Below are 13909 nucleotides of genomic sequence, written 5' to 3' on the forward strand. Positions count from 1 at the left end.
AGACGAACGCCGAGGAGGGCGGATGCCGTACATCGACATGAGCCTCGACCAGCTCGGGAGCTACGCCCCCGTGCTCGAGGCGCCGGCGGACTTCGACGACCGCTGGGCGGCGACGCTCGACGAGGCGCGCGAGCACCCGCTCGAGGTCGAGGTCACGCCGGTCGCGACGCCGCTCGCGCTCGTCGACGTCGCTGACGTCACCTTCGCGGGCTTCGGCGGCGACCGCATCCGCGCGTGGCTCGTCACACCGGCCGGCGCGACCGGTCCGCTGCCCACGATCGTCCAGTACTGCGGCTACGGCGGCGGCCGCGGGCTGCCGCACGAGCGCCTCTTCTGGGCCGCCTCCGGGTACGCGCACCTCGTCATGGACACGCGCGGCCAGGGCTCGGCCTGGGGCCACGGCGGGCACACGCCGGACGCCTCCGGCGGGGGCGACGCCGCCGGTCCCGCGCACCCCGGCTACATGACCCGCGGCATCCTCGACTTCGACACGTACTACTACCGCCGCGTGCTCACCGACGCCGTGCGCGCGGTCGAGGCGGCCCGCGCGCTGCCCGTCGTCGACGGGGACCGGCTCGCCGTCGCAGGCGCCAGCCAGGGCGGCGGCATCGCGATCGCCGCCGCGGGCCTCGCCGACGTGGCCGCCGTCCTCGCCGACGTGCCCTTCCTGTGCCACATCGAGCGCGGCATCGACATCGCGGACACCGACCCGTACCAGGAGGTCGCCCGCTACCTCGCGGTCCACCGCCTCCACGAGCACGCGGCGCTGCGGACGCTCGCGTACGTCGACGGCGTCCACCACGCCGCCCGGGCGACGGCGCCGGCGCTCTTCTCCGCGGCCCTGCGCGACCCCACCTGCCCACCCTCGACCGTCTACGCCGCGTACGCCGCGTGGGGCGGGCCCAAGGAGATCGACACCTACCGCTTCAACGCCCACGAGGGCGGCGAGGGGTATCAGCAGGAGCGGCAGGCGCGCTTCCTCGCGGAGCTGTGGGGCTGACATGACGCCGGGAGACGCCGCCTACCTCGCCGCCCAGCGCGCCGACCTCCTGCGCTTCGCGCACCGCGCGGCGGCCCCCGACGGCTTCGGCTGGCTCGACGAGTCCGGCCGCCTCGACCCCGACCGCCCGGTCGAGCTGTGGATCACGTGCCGCATGACCCACGTGGCGGCCCTAGGCATGCTGGCCGCGGAGCCACCCGCGCCGGGCGGCCCTGACGCCGCGGCGCTCGGCGCGATGGCGGCCCACGGCGTGCGCGCCCTGCGCCGCCGGCTGCGCGACCCCGATCACGACGGCTGGTTCGCCGCGATGGCGGACGGCGTCCCCACCGTCACCACCAAGCAGGCGTACGGGCACGCGTTCGTGGTGCTCGCCGCCTCGTCCGCCGTGGCCGCCGACGTCACCGGGGCCCGCCAGCTGCTCGAGGACGCCCTTGAGGTGTCGCTCACCCACTTCTGGGACGAGGAGGAGGGCCTCTCGGTCGAGGAGTGGGACGCGGGCTGGCGCAAGCTCGACCGCTACCGCGGCGTCAACGCCAACATGCACACCGTCGAGGCGTACCTGGCCGCCGGGGACGTCACCGGGCAGCGCGAGTGGCACGAGCGGGCCGGACGCATCTCCGCCCGGGTCGCCGGCTGGGCGCGCGACAACGAGTGGCGGATCCCCGAGCACTTCGACGCCGCGTGGCGACCCATGCTCGAGCACCACCGCGACGAGCCCGCCCACCCGTTCCGGCCGTACGGCGCGACCGTGGGGCACGGGCTCGAGTGGGCGCGGCTGCTGCTCAGCGTCGACCTCACGCTGTGGGAGGACGCGCCACCCGGGCTGCGCGAGGCCGCCATGGCGCTCTACGACCGCGCCGTCGCCGACGGCTGGGACGCCGACGGCGCCCCCGGCTTCGTCTACACGACCGGCTGGGACGGCGTCCCCGTGGTCCGCGAGCGCATGCACTGGGTGCTCGCCGAGGCCGTCAACGCCGCCGAGGCGCTGCGACAGGTCACCGGGGAGGACCGCTACGCGGAGGACGCCGCCCGGTGGTGGGAGTACGCGGACCGCCACCTGATCGACCACGAGCGCGGCTCGTGGCACCACGAGCTCGACCCGCAGAACCGGCCCGCCGGCACCGTGTGGCCGGGCAAGCCCGACGTCTACCACGCGTATCAGGCGGCCCTGCTGCCCGCGCTGCCGCTCGTGCCGTCGTTCGCGACCGCGCTCAGGTCGGGGGGACTGCGCCGCTAGGCTCGTTCCCATGGGCATCCAGATCGCTCCGAGCATCCTGTCCGCCGACTTCGCGAACCTCGAGCGGGACATCCTGACCGTCAGCGACGCCGACTGGCTCCATGTCGACGTCATGGACGGCCATTTCGTCCCCAACCTCACCCTCGGTCTGCCCGTGGTCGAGCGCCTTGCCCAGGTGTCGCCGCTGCCGCTCGACGTCCACCTCATGATCGAGGACCCGGACCGCTGGGCGCCGCGCTACGCCGAGATCGGCGCGACCTCGGTGACCTTCCACCTCGAGGCCGCCGCGGACCCGCGCACCATCGCCGCGGACCTGCGCAGCATGGGCGCCCGCGCCTCGTGCGCCATCAAGCCCGGCACCGCCGTCGAGGACGTGCTGCCGCTGATCGACACCCTCGACATGGTGCTCGTCATGACCGTCGAGCCGGGCTTCGGCGGCCAGGCCTTCATGGCCGACATGATGCCCAAGCTGCGCACCCTGCGCGCCGCCGCCGAGGCGGCCGGCCGCGACCTGTGGCTGCAGGCCGACGGCGGCGTCGCCCGCGAGACCATCCAGACCGTCGTCGAGGCGGGCGGCGACGTCCTCGTCGCGGGATCCGCGATCTACGGCGCCGACGACCGCGGCGCGGAGATCGCCGCGCTGCGCGCGCTGGGCGAGGCGGTGCACCATCGCTGATCACCTCGACCGCGCCGTCGAGCTCGCGCTCCGCGGCCCGGCGTACGGGCCCAACCCGCGCGTCGGCTGCGTGATCGTCGGCGCCGACGGCACCGTCCTGGGCGAGGGCTGGCACCGGGGCGCCGGCACGCCGCACGCCGAGCCCGCCGCGCTGGACGATGCGCGCGCCCGGGGCCTCGACGTCACCGGGGCGACGGCGTACGTCACGCTCGAGCCGTGCGCCCATACCGGCCGCACCGGGCCCTGCACGGACGCGCTGACCCGCGCCGGCATCGGCGCCGTCCGCTACGCCGTCGAGGACCCCAACCCGGTCGCCTCCGGCGGGGGAGAGGTGCTGCGCTCGCGCGGCATCGACGCCCGCCACGCCCCGCTCCGCGCCGCGTGGGAGGTCAACCGGCGCTGGATCGGTGCGGTCGCGCACGGCCGTCCCTGGGTGATCGCGAAGTGGGCGCAGACCCTCGACGGCCGCACCGCGGCGGCCGACGGCACGAGCTTCTGGGTCACGGGCGAGGAGGCACGCGCCCACGCCCACACCGTCCGCGCCGAGGTCGACGCGATCCTCGTGGGCACCGGCACCGTCAAGGCCGACGACCCGGCCCTGTCCGCCCGCCCGGCCCACGTCGAGTCCCCGCACCAGCCGCTGCGCGCCGTCCTGGGCATGTCCGACACGTTCGGCGCCAAGGTCTGGCGCGACGAGAACGCGATCGCCATCCGCTCGCACGACCCGCACGAGGCCCTCGCGGCGCTCGAGGCCCGCGAGGTGCGTACCGTGGTGGTCGAGGGCGGCGGCACCGTGACCACGGCGTTCCTGCGCGCGGGCCTCGTCGACGAGGTCCACGCCTACATCGCTCCCGCGATCCTCGGCTCCGGCACGAACGCCGTGGGAGACCTGGGAATCGGGACGATGGGCGGAGCGTTGAGGGGCCAGGATGTGACGGCGACCGCCCTGGGCGTCGATACGCTTGTCACCGCCTTCTTCCAGAGAGGACCGCAGTAGATGTTCACCGGCATCGTCGAGTCCCTCGGCACCGTCACCGAGGTGACCGGTACCGGGGCGAGCTCGCGGCTCACCCTCGAGGCCCCCGGCCTCACCGACCTCGTCCACGGCGAGTCCATCGCCGTCCAGGGCGTCTGCCTCACCGTCGCCGACCACGCGGGCTCCACGTGGACCGCCGACGTCATGCGCGTGACGCTCGAGACCACCGCCCTCGCCGGCCTGCAGCCGGGCGACCGCGTCAACCTCGAGCGTGCGACCCCCGCGGGCGGCCGCCTCGGCGGCCACATCATGCAGGGGCACGTCGACGGCGTCGCGGTCCTGGTCGAGCGCGACGCGCAGCCCGAGTGGACCGACCTCACGTTCGAGGTGCCCGAGGACCTCACGCGCTACATCGTCCGCAAGGGCTCGATCGCGCTCAACGGCGTGTCGCTGACCGTCGCCGAGATCGACGGCACCCGCGTGACCGTGTCCCTCATCCCGACGACCCTCGCGGAGACGACCTTCGGCACCATCGGGGTGGGCGACCGTGCCAACGTCGAGGTGGACGTGGTCGCGAAGTACGTCGAGAAGCTCGTGGCGGCCCACGCATGACCGTCGACCCGATCGCCCTCGTCGAGCAGGCCCTCGAGGACATGCGCGCCGGCAAGCCCGTGCTCGTGTCCGACTCGCGCGACCGCGAGGACGAGGCCGACTTCATCATGGCCGCCGAGACCGCGACCGTGGACTGGATCGCGTGGGGCATCCGCCACTCGAGCGGCTACCTGTGCGCCCCGATGCCCACGGAGCGGGCCGACGCGCTCAACCTGCCTCTCATGGTGCCGAGCAGCCAGGACCCCCGCCGCACCGCCTACACGGTCTCGGTCGACGCCGCAGCGGGCGTCACCACCGGCATCTCCGCGGCGGACCGCACCACCACCCTCAAGGTGCTGGCGAACCCCGACTCCGCGGCCGACGACCTCATCCGTCCCGGCCACGTGCTGCCCCTGCGCGCCGTGCCCGGCGGTGTCCTGCATCGTCCCGGCCACACCGAGGCCTGCGTGGACCTGTGCCGCCTGGCCGGGCTGTCGCCCGTGGGCGTCATCGGCGAGATGGTCAACGACGACGGCACGATGATGCGCCAGGGCGACGCGACCGCGATCGCCGAGCGCGACGGGCTGACGTTCCTCACCATCGCGGACCTCATCGACTACCGTCGCGCGGTCGGCGACCAGCCGCCGCCGATCGCGGCCCGGCCCGAGCGGGTGCTCCACGTGGGCGAGTCGCGCCTGCCGACCAAGCACGGCGAGGTGACGATCCACGCGTACCGCGACGCCCGCACCGGCGACGAGCACGTCGCGCTGGTCGTGCCGCCCAAGGACGGCACCGTGCCCGTGGTGCGTGTCCACTCCGAGTGCCTCACCGGCGACGCCTTCGGCTCGCAGCGCTGCGACTGCGGCCCGCAGCTCGACGCGGCCATCGCGCGCATCGTCGAGGACGGCGGCGCGGTCGTGTACCTGCGCGGCCACGAGGGACGCGGCATCGGCATCGCGGCCAAGATCCAGGCCTACGCGCTCCAGGACAAGGGGCTCGACACCGTCGACGCCAACACCCACCTGGGGCTGCCGGTGGATCGTCGCGAGTACGGCGCCGCCGCCTCGATCCTGCACGACCTGGGCCTCACGCGGATCCGGCTGCTGACGAACAACCCGGCCAAGGTCGAGGGCCTGCGGGCGTCGGGCGTCGACTGCATCGAGCGCATCCCGCACCGCGTGGGCGCGCACCCCGAGAACGAGCAGTACCTCCGCACCAAGATCGAGCGGATGGGCCACCTGTTGGGAGACAACGCATGAGCGGTGCCGGAGCACCCGTCGTCGAGGTCGACGCGAGCGACCTCACCGTCGAGATCGTCGCGAGCCTGTGGCACACCGAGGTCATGGACGGCCTCGTCGCCGGCGCGATCCGCGCCGCCGAGAAGGCCGGCGCGGCCTATCGCGTGACCCGCGTGCCGGGCGCCTTCGAGCTGCCCGTCGTGGCGGAGGCCCTCGCCCGCAAGGGCGCCGACGCGATCGCGTGCCTCGGCGTCGTGATCCGCGGCGGCACCCCGCACTTCGAGTACGTGTGCGACGCCGTCACCCGCGGCCTCACGGACGTGGCGCGCACCCACGCGACGCCGGTCGGCTTCGGCATCCTCACCACCGACGACGACGCCCAGGCCCTCGACCGCGCGGGCCTGCCCGGCTCGAGCGAGGACAAGGGCGCGGAGGCCGTCGAGGCCGCGCTGGCGACGGCGCTGGTGCTGAAGGGCCTGTAGCGCCCCGAGGGCCGATAGGCTGGCCGACGTGAAGACGTTCGAGAGCCTGTTCGAAGAGCTGCAGCGCCGCGCCCTGGAGCGCCCCGAGGGTTCGAGCACCGTCGCGATGCTCGACAAGGGCGTCCATGCCATCGGCAAGAAGCTGGTGGAGGAGGCCGCCGAGTCCTGGATGGCCGCCGAGTACCAGTCGCCCGAGGAGGCCGCGGAGGAGATCTCCCAGCTGCTCTACTGGGCGCAGGTGATGATGGTGGCCAAGGGCCTCACGCTCGACGACGTCTACAAGAACCTCTAGGGGAGAGAAGTGCTCCGCATCGCCGTGCCCAACAAGGGCTCCCTGTCCGATCCCGCCGTGCAGCTCCTCAAGGAGGCCGGCTACAAGCAGCGCCGCGACCCGCGCGAGCTGGTGCTCGTCGACGAGCGCAACGACGTCGAGTTCTTCTTCCTGCGTCCGCGCGACGTGGCCGTCTACGTCGGCGCCGGCACGGTCGACGCCGGCATCACCGGCCGCGACCTCCTCATCGACTCGGGCGCCGACGCCGTCGAGCACCTCGAGCTCGGCTTCGGCGGCTCGACCTTCCGCTACGCGGCCGCGCCCGGCGTGGCCTCCGACATCCGCGACATCGACGGCAAGCGCGTCGCCACCAGCTACCCGCGCCTGGTCGAGGAGCACCTCGCGTCGCACGGCGTGACGGCCAGCGTGGTGCGTCTCGACGGCGCGGTCGAGTCCTCGGTGCGCCTCGGCGTCGCCGACGTGGTCGCCGACGTCGTCTCCACCGGCACGACGCTGCGCGCCGCGGGCCTCGAGATCTTCGGCGAGCCGATCCTCAGCTCCGAGGCGATCCTGATCCGCGCGCAGGACGCGCCGGTCGAGGACATCGCCATCGTCACCGGGCGCCTCCGCGGCGTGCTCACCGCCCGCCGCTTCGTGCTCGTCGACTACGACGTGCCGTCGGACCGCCTCGACGCGGCCATCGCGGTGAGCCCCGGCTTCGAGGCGCCCACCGTGACGCCGCTGCACGGCTCCGACTGGCACGCGGTCCGCGTGATGGTGCCGCGCGCCGAGATGAACCACATCATGGACGCGCTGTACGCGGTGGGGGCGCGGGCGATCCTCACCACCGAGCTGCTCGCGGTCCGCGTCTGATGGCGGTTCCCAAGCACCAGCGCCTGCTCAACCTCATCATCGGCCTCTCGAGCACGAGGCACCGCCTCACCCGCGACCAGATCCGCGACACGATCGAGGGCTACGAGCCGCTGCCGCACGGCGCCTCCGAGGAGGAGGTCCGCAAGGCCGAGCAGAGCTTCGAGCGCATGTTCGAGCGCGACAAGAAGGAGCTGCGCGAGCTCGGCGTCCCGGTCGAGACCGTCGAGGACCCCGTCCACGGCGACGAGATCGGCTACCGGATCCGCCCGGCGGAGGCCGCGATGCCGGCCCTCGACCTCACCGCGGCGGAGCTGGCGGTGCTGGGCGTCGCCACCGACTACTGGCGCGGCGCCGTCCTCGGTTCCGACGCCACGCAGGCCGTCGCGAAGCTCGCCTCGTCCGCCGAGCACGGCCCGCGCGTCGAGCTCCCCTTCGCCGCGCTGCCCGCGGTGGGGAACGATGCGGTGGCCGCCCTGGTCGAGGCCGTCGCCGACCGCCAGACGGTCCGCTTCGAATACTCGTCGTCCAGCTCGGGCGCCGGCACGCGCACCATCGAGCCGTGGCGCGTCGTGCTGCGCGCGGGCGTCGCGTACGTCATCGGCTTCGACCGCGACCGCGAGGCCGCCCGCACCTTCCGGGTGCAGCGCATCGGCGGCGCCGTCACCCCCGTCGGCGAGCCGGGCGCGTACGACATCCCCGACGAGATCCCGCTCGGCGCCCTCGCCGAGAGCGGCGACGTCGCCACCGCGCGCGTCGCGGTGCGCCCCGAGTCCGGGCACGCCCTGCGTCGTCGCGGCACCGCGGCCGGCGCCGACGGCGGCTGGGACCTGTACGACGTCGAGTACGCCCACGCCGACGCGCTCGTCGCGGAGGTGCTCGCGCTGGCCGGGGGAGCGCGCATCGTCTCCCCGGCCGGGCTCGCGAAGGCCGTCACGAAGGCCGCCACCGCGGCGCTGGAGGTGGAGCGTGGCTGAGCAGGCGACCGACCGGCTGGTGCGGATGCTGGGCATCCTCACGTACGTAGAGAAGCACGGCGACACCCCCTTCGCGGAGCTCGCCGAGCATTTCGGCGTGAGCGTCGCGCAGGTGCGCGCCGACCTCAACGCGCTGTGGGTCGCGTCCGAGCCGGGCGACTCGTGGTTCCCCATCGACTTCTCCGCGGACGCCTACGAGGCGGACATCGCGGCGCTCGTCCGCAACGACGGCGTCTCCCAGGTGCGGCTCTCGCCGCGCGAGGCGGTCGCGCTCGTGGGCGCGCTGTCGACGATGGGCGCCGCGGGCGCGCTGCCCGAGGCCGGCACCCAGGTGCTCGCGAAGCTCCGCGAGGCGCTCGCCGAGCCGGTCACCGTGATCGGCGACGACCACGTCGCCCCCGAGATCCGCGAGTCGCTGCTCGAGGCGATGCGCCGCTACCGCCTCGCCGAGGTCGAGTACGTCGACGCGCAGGACCGCCGCAGCACCCGTGTCGTGGACCCGCACCGGCTCGTCGTGATCGACGGGCACGCCTACCTCGAGTGCTTCTGCCGGCGCGCGGAGGACTACCGCGTGCTGCGCCTCGACCGCATCGCGTCGGTCACCGTCCTCGACGGCGCCGTCGAGCACCCGCCGACGGACACCGCGGGCTTCACGCTCACGCCGGCGTTCCGCGCCACGGTGCGCATCGCCCGCTCCGGCCGCTGGGCGCTCGAGGACATGCCGGGGGTCGTGATCGAGGACGCCGAGGAGGACGTGATCGCGACCTTCGACGTCGCCGACGCGGCCTTCGTGGCCGGCCGGCTGCTCTCCGTGGCCCCGCACCTGCGCTCGGTCACCCCGAACCGCCTCGTCGACGAGCTTCGCCGTCAGGCGCAATCCGTGCTCGACGTCCAGCGCTAGACTGGCCGCCAGCCACCCGCCCTAAGGAGCATCATGGGACCCCGCGAGATCCTCATCATCCTGCTGATCGTGCTGCTGCTGTTCGGTGCGCCGAAGCTCCCGCAGCTCGCGCGCTCGCTCGGCCAGTCGCTGCGCATCCTCAAGGACGAGACGAGCTCCCTCACGGACGACAAGAAGTCCGAGTCCGACAACGACAAGCCCGCGACGTCGTCCTCGGACGAGCCGCGTGACGGCCAGAAGTAGCGCGCGCGGGAGCAATCCCGATGCTCGGATGCCGCTGGCCGAGCATCTGAGGGAGGCCCGCAAGCGACTCGTCCTCGCCGTCGCCGGCCTCGCCGTCGGCATGGTGGCGGGCTGGTTCCTCTACACCCCGGTCTTCGAGGCACTCCAGCGCCCCGTCCTCGACGCGGCCGCGCGCGACGATGCGCTCGTCACCGTCAACTTCTCCGGCGTGGCCACCGCGCTCGACATGCAGATCAAGATGTCGCTGCTCATCGGCCTCATCGTGAGCGCGCCGTGGTGGCTGTACCAGCTCTGGGCGTTCATCGCCCCGGGCCTGCACCGCCGCGAACGCCGCTACACGTTCGGCTTCCTCGGCGCCGCGATCCCGCTGTTCTCCGCGGGCGTGCTGTTCGGCTGGTGGGTGTTCCCGCGCGCCATCACGATCCTCACGGGCTTCACGCCCGAGGGCGCCGCGAACTTCCTCGACGCGCAGACGTTCATGACGTTCGCGATGCGCCTCATCCTCGCCTTCGGGCTCGCGTTCGTGTTCCCGGTGGTGATGATCGCGCTCACCTGGACCGGCCTGGTCAAGGCCCGCACGTGGCTGCACGGATGGCGCTGGGCGGTGTTCCTCATCTTCCTCGCCGCCGCGATCCTCACGCCCACGCCCGACGCGGTGACGATGCTGTTCATGGCGGGACCGATGGTCGCGCTCTACTTCGCGGCCGTGGGCGTCGGGGTGCTCCGGGAACGCGCGGTCGCCAGGAGGACCCCCGCGGCATGAGGACCGTCGGCATCATCACCAATCCGACATCGGGGTCGGGGCGGGGCGCCCGCAGGGGAGCCGAGGCGAAGGCCGCGCTGGCAGCCGGCGGGCACCACCTGATCGACCTCTCGCGCGGCTCGTGGGCCGCGTCGTACGAGGCCGCTATGGCGCATCGTTCCTCCCTCGACGCCCTCGTGGTCGTCGGCGGCGATGGGATGGCGCACCTGGGTCTGCAGGTGTGCGCCGAGACCGAGCTGCCCCTCGGCATCGTCGCCGCGGGCTCTGGCGACGACATCGCCGCATCGGTGGGCCTGCCGCGTCATGACATCCCGGCCGCGGTCGCGCGCATCGAGGCGGGCCTGCGGGGCGACGTCCTCCGCACCGACGTCGGCAAGGTCACGGGCGCCTCCATCGAGGAGCCCGCCAGCCCGCGCTACTTCGGCGCCGTGCTGTCCGCGGGCCTCGACGCCGCGGTGGCGTCGTACGCCCGCGCCATCTCGTTCCCGCGCGGCCCGCTGAAGTACAAGGTCGCGACGATGCGCGAGGTGCCGCGCTTCCGGCCGTACGGCGTGCGCGTCACGGCCGACGGCCGCGAGCGGACGATGCGCTGCACCCTGGTCGCGGTCGCGAACGCCGCGGTCTTCGGCGGCGGCCTCGTGATCTCGCCGGAGTCCTCGGTGACGGACGGACGGCTCGAGCTGGTGACGGCCGACGGGATGACCAAACGCGACATCCTGCGGCTGTTCTCCAAGCTCCGCGACGGCAGCCACACCACGGACCCGCTCGTGCACATCGAGCGGGTCGAGTCGGTCACCATCGTGCCCGAGAGCGCCGAGGGCGCGCCGCTGCCGCCGGCCTTCGCCGACGGCGAGCTCGTGGGCGCCACGCCGCTGACGATCACCGTCGCGCCGCGCGCCCTGACCGTCCTGGGAGGCAAGTAGCCTGGCGGCATGACCAGCCCCGCCGAGAGGTACGCGGCCTCGCGCGCGCGTGCCCGCCACGCCGACCTCGCCGAGTTCGAGGCCGAGCTGTCCTTCCCGCTCGACCCGTTCCAGCGGGAGGCCTGCGAGGCGGTCGCCGAGGGCCACAGCGTGCTGGTCGCCGCCCCCACCGGCGCCGGCAAGACGCTCGTGGGCGAGTACGCCGTGCGCCATGCCTGGAACCGCGGGGAGAAGGCGTTCTACACGACCCCGATCAAGGCGCTGTCGAACCAGAAGTTCCACGACCTCGCGAAGGTCTACGGCCCCGAGAACGTGGGCCTGCTCACGGGCGACACGACGCTCAACCACGAGGCGGACATCATCGTGATGACCACCGAGGTGCTGCGCAACATGATCTACGCGGGCTCCGACACGCTCGACTCGCTGGGCGTGGTCATCCTCGACGAGGTGCACTACCTCGCGGACCGCTTCCGCGGCTCGGTGTGGGAGGAGGTCATCATCCACCTCTCCGACCGCACCTCGATCGTGTCGCTGTCGGCCACCGTGTCCAACGCGGAGGAGTTCGGCGCGTGGCTGGGGGAGGTCCGCGGCGACACCCGCGTGGTCGTGTCCGAGCATCGTCCCGTGCCGCTGTGGCCGCACGTGCTGCTGCGCGAGGGCATCTTCGACCTGTACGCGCCGGGCGAGGACCCGCAGGACCCCGGGCCGACGCCCGCGCTCAACCCCGAGCTCGAGGCCATCGCGAAGCGGTCCCGCTTCGACGACAGCCGCGCCCGCCCCACCCGCGGGGGCCGCCGGCCCGCCGGCAGGCGCGCCCCGCCGCGCTTCGCGGTCGTGGACGTGCTCGACCAGCAGGGCCTGCTGCCCGCGATCGTGTTCATCTTCTCCCGCGCGGGCTGCGAGGACGCCGTCGACCAGGTGCGGGCCTCCGGCATGGTGCTCACCACCGAGGCCGAGCGGCACGAGATCGCGCACATCATCGAGGAGCGCTGCGAGGGCGTGCCCAGCGAGGACCTCGGCGCGCTGGGCTACCACCGCTGGCGCGACCACCTCGAGGCGGGCATCGCCGCGCACCACGCCGGGATGATCCCGCTGTTCAAGGAGGTCGTCGAGGAGCTGTTCGCGGCCGGCCTCATCAAGGTGGTCTACGCGACCGAGACGCTCGCGCTGGGCATCAACATGCCCGCCCGCTCGGTGGTCCTCGAGAAGCTCGTCAAGTGGGACGGGCAGGCGCACAAGGACCTCACCGCGGGCGAGTACACGCAGCTCACCGGCCGCGCCGGTCGCCGCGGCATCGACATCGAGGGCCACGCCGTCGTGGTCGAGCACCCGGGCTTCGACGCGGCCCAGCTGGGCCGGCTCGCGTCGCGGCGCACGTACCCGCTCATCAGCTCGTTCCAGCCGTCGTACAACATGGCGGTCAACCTGGTCGCGCAGCTGGGCGCCGCGCGGGCCCGCGAGGTCCTCGAGATGTCCTTCGCGCAGTACCAGGCCGACCAGTCCGTGGTCGGCAAGGCCCGCAAGGCGCGCGAGCTCGACTCCACGCTCAAGGGCTACGCCGAGGCCGCGGCCTGCGACAAGGGTGACTTCATGGAGTACGCGGCGCTGCGCGAGCGTCTCGCGAGGATCCAGAAGCAGGCCTCCAAGGCCGCGTCCCGCGCGCGCCAGGAGGCCACCGCCTCCACGCTCGCGGCGCTGCGGCGCGGCGACGTCGTGAAGGTGGGAGGCGGGCGCCGCGCGGGCCTCGCCGCGGTGGTCGAGCCCGACGACAACCCGGTGGCGCCCCGACCTGTGGTCGTGACCGAGCACGCGCGGGTCCATCGGCTCGCGATCTCGGAGCTGCACCACGGTCTCGAGAAGGTCGGCGTGGTCCGGCTCCCCAAGCGCTTCGACCCGCGCAACGCGCGCTCGCGCCGCGAGGTCGCCCAGGTGATCGTCGATTCGCGCCGCGACTTCGACCTCGCCCGCGCCAAGCGGCGCGCGCCCGCGGCCGACGACGGCGCCGCCCAGGAGCTCGAGGTGCGCCGGCTCATGCGCGAGCACCCGTGCCACCAGTGCCCGGACCGCGAGCAGCACGCCCGCTGGGCCGAGCGCTACCACCGCGCGCTGCGGGACAAGGACCGGGTGGTGAACGAGATCCAGCGCGCCACCGGATCGATCGCGCGGGTGTTCGACAAGCGCCTGCAGATCCTCGACGCGCTCGGCTACCTCGACATGGTCGACGGCGAGCCCGAGCTCACCCGCGCGGGTCTCATGATGCGCCGCCTCTACGCGGAGAACGACATCGTCATCGCGGAGGCGCTGCGCACCGGCGCGTGGGAGAAGCTCCACCCGCCGGCCCTCGCGGCAGTCGTCTCAACGCTGCTCTACCAGGGACGACGTGATGACGAGACGCGGCCGCCGCGCGTGCCCGGGGGTCCCGGCGGCGTGCTCGGCGGCGCCCTCAAGGACACGGTGCGCCTGTGGTCCAAGGTCGACGACATGCAGAAGGAGCGCGGCCTGCCCGACCTGCCCGCCCCGCACTGGGGGATCGTGGGCCCCATCCACGGCTGGACCCAGGGCAAGGGCCTCGACACGGTCCTCAAGGGCGCGGAGATCGCGCCCGGCGACATGGTGCGCTGGTGCAAGCAGGTGATCGACGCGCTCGACCAGATCGCGGAGGTCGCCCCCAGCGCCACGGTGCGCGCGGCCGCGCTCCAGGCGATCAAGGGCATGCGCAGGGGAGTGGTGGCCTACTAGCCGCCGCGCCTGCGCGAGGCAC

15 protein-coding genes are annotated in these 13909 nt (G+C 73.6%); all 15 read left to right on the plus strand.

The features are described from left to right. Positions 1-22 precede the first annotated feature (22 nt). From AOM02_RS00825 to AOM02_RS00895, 15 genes are read left to right on the plus strand one after another with little or no spacing between them, the layout of a single operon-like run. A complete protein-coding gene (locus tag AOM02_RS00825; protein ID WP_062295620.1) occupies positions 23-1000 on the plus strand; it encodes an acetylxylan esterase in 978 nt (325 codons plus the stop codon). Between the two features lies 1 nt (position 1001). Beyond that, entirely contained in the window at positions 1002-2237 is a 1236-nt protein-coding gene (locus AOM02_RS00830) for an AGE family epimerase/isomerase (RefSeq protein ID WP_062295622.1), read from the plus strand. A 10-nt stretch (positions 2238-2247) separates the two neighbouring features. Next, entirely contained in the window at positions 2248-2913 is a 666-nt protein-coding gene (gene rpe, locus AOM02_RS00835) for a ribulose-phosphate 3-epimerase (RefSeq protein ID WP_062295623.1), read from the plus strand. Next, positions 2906-3910: a bifunctional diaminohydroxyphosphoribosylaminopyrimidine deaminase/5-amino-6-(5-phosphoribosylamino)uracil reductase RibD gene (gene ribD / locus AOM02_RS00840; protein WP_062295625.1), complete on the plus strand. Its 1005-nt coding sequence runs from the start codon at positions 2906-2908 to the stop codon at positions 3908-3910. Before rpe ends, ribD begins: the two co-directional genes overlap by 8 nt. Continuing rightward, entirely contained in the window at positions 3911-4501 is a 591-nt protein-coding gene (locus AOM02_RS00845; protein WP_062295627.1) for a riboflavin synthase, read from the plus strand. It abuts the gene before it with no gap. Continuing rightward, entirely contained in the window at positions 4498-5739 is a 1242-nt protein-coding gene (gene ribA, locus AOM02_RS00850) for a GTP cyclohydrolase II (RefSeq protein WP_169746577.1), read from the plus strand. Before AOM02_RS00845 ends, ribA begins: the two co-directional genes overlap by 4 nt. Beyond that, positions 5736-6200: a 6,7-dimethyl-8-ribityllumazine synthase gene (ribH, locus tag AOM02_RS00855; RefSeq protein WP_062295629.1), complete on the plus strand. Its 465-nt coding sequence runs from the start codon at positions 5736-5738 to the stop codon at positions 6198-6200. The genes ribA and ribH overlap by 4 nt, the downstream gene beginning before the upstream one ends. A gap of 28 nt (positions 6201-6228) precedes the next feature. Beyond that, positions 6229-6492, plus strand: a complete 264-nt coding sequence (locus tag AOM02_RS00860; protein ID WP_062295630.1) for a phosphoribosyl-ATP diphosphatase — start codon at positions 6229-6231, stop codon at positions 6490-6492. Positions 6493-6501: 9 nt separating this feature from the next. Further along, positions 6502-7344, plus strand: a complete 843-nt coding sequence (gene hisG / locus AOM02_RS00865) for an ATP phosphoribosyltransferase (protein WP_062295632.1) — start codon at positions 6502-6504, stop codon at positions 7342-7344. After that, positions 7344-8318, plus strand: coding sequence for a helix-turn-helix transcriptional regulator (locus AOM02_RS00870; protein ID WP_062295634.1), 975 nt, complete (start codon positions 7344-7346; stop codon positions 8316-8318). The genes hisG and AOM02_RS00870 overlap by 1 nt, the downstream gene beginning before the upstream one ends. Continuing rightward, positions 8311-9219: a helix-turn-helix transcriptional regulator gene (locus tag AOM02_RS00875; protein WP_062295636.1), complete on the plus strand. Its 909-nt coding sequence runs from the start codon at positions 8311-8313 to the stop codon at positions 9217-9219. Before AOM02_RS00870 ends, AOM02_RS00875 begins: the two co-directional genes overlap by 8 nt. 33 nt (positions 9220-9252) lie before the next feature. After that, positions 9253-9462 carry a twin-arginine translocase TatA/TatE family subunit gene (gene tatA, locus AOM02_RS00880; protein ID WP_062295638.1) on the plus strand — a complete coding sequence of 70 codons (210 nt, stop codon included), beginning with the start codon at positions 9253-9255 and terminating at the stop codon, positions 9460-9462. A gap of 28 nt (positions 9463-9490) precedes the next feature. Further along, positions 9491-10225 carry a twin-arginine translocase subunit TatC gene (tatC, locus tag AOM02_RS00885; protein ID WP_062295640.1) on the plus strand — a complete coding sequence of 245 codons (735 nt, stop codon included), beginning with the start codon at positions 9491-9493 and terminating at the stop codon, positions 10223-10225. Further along, positions 10222-11148: a diacylglycerol/lipid kinase family protein gene (locus AOM02_RS00890; RefSeq protein ID WP_062295642.1), complete on the plus strand. Its 927-nt coding sequence runs from the start codon at positions 10222-10224 to the stop codon at positions 11146-11148. The genes tatC and AOM02_RS00890 overlap by 4 nt, the downstream gene beginning before the upstream one ends. A 9-nt stretch (positions 11149-11157) precedes the next feature. After that, a complete protein-coding gene (locus AOM02_RS00895; RefSeq protein WP_062295645.1) occupies positions 11158-13887 on the plus strand; it encodes a DEAD/DEAH box helicase in 2730 nt (909 codons plus the stop codon). The last annotated feature ends 22 nt before the right edge of the window (positions 13888-13909 follow it).

Source organism: Demequina maris (assembly GCF_000971155.1).
In the GTDB taxonomy this organism is placed as follows: domain Bacteria; phylum Actinomycetota; class Actinomycetes; order Actinomycetales; family Demequinaceae; genus Demequina; species Demequina maris.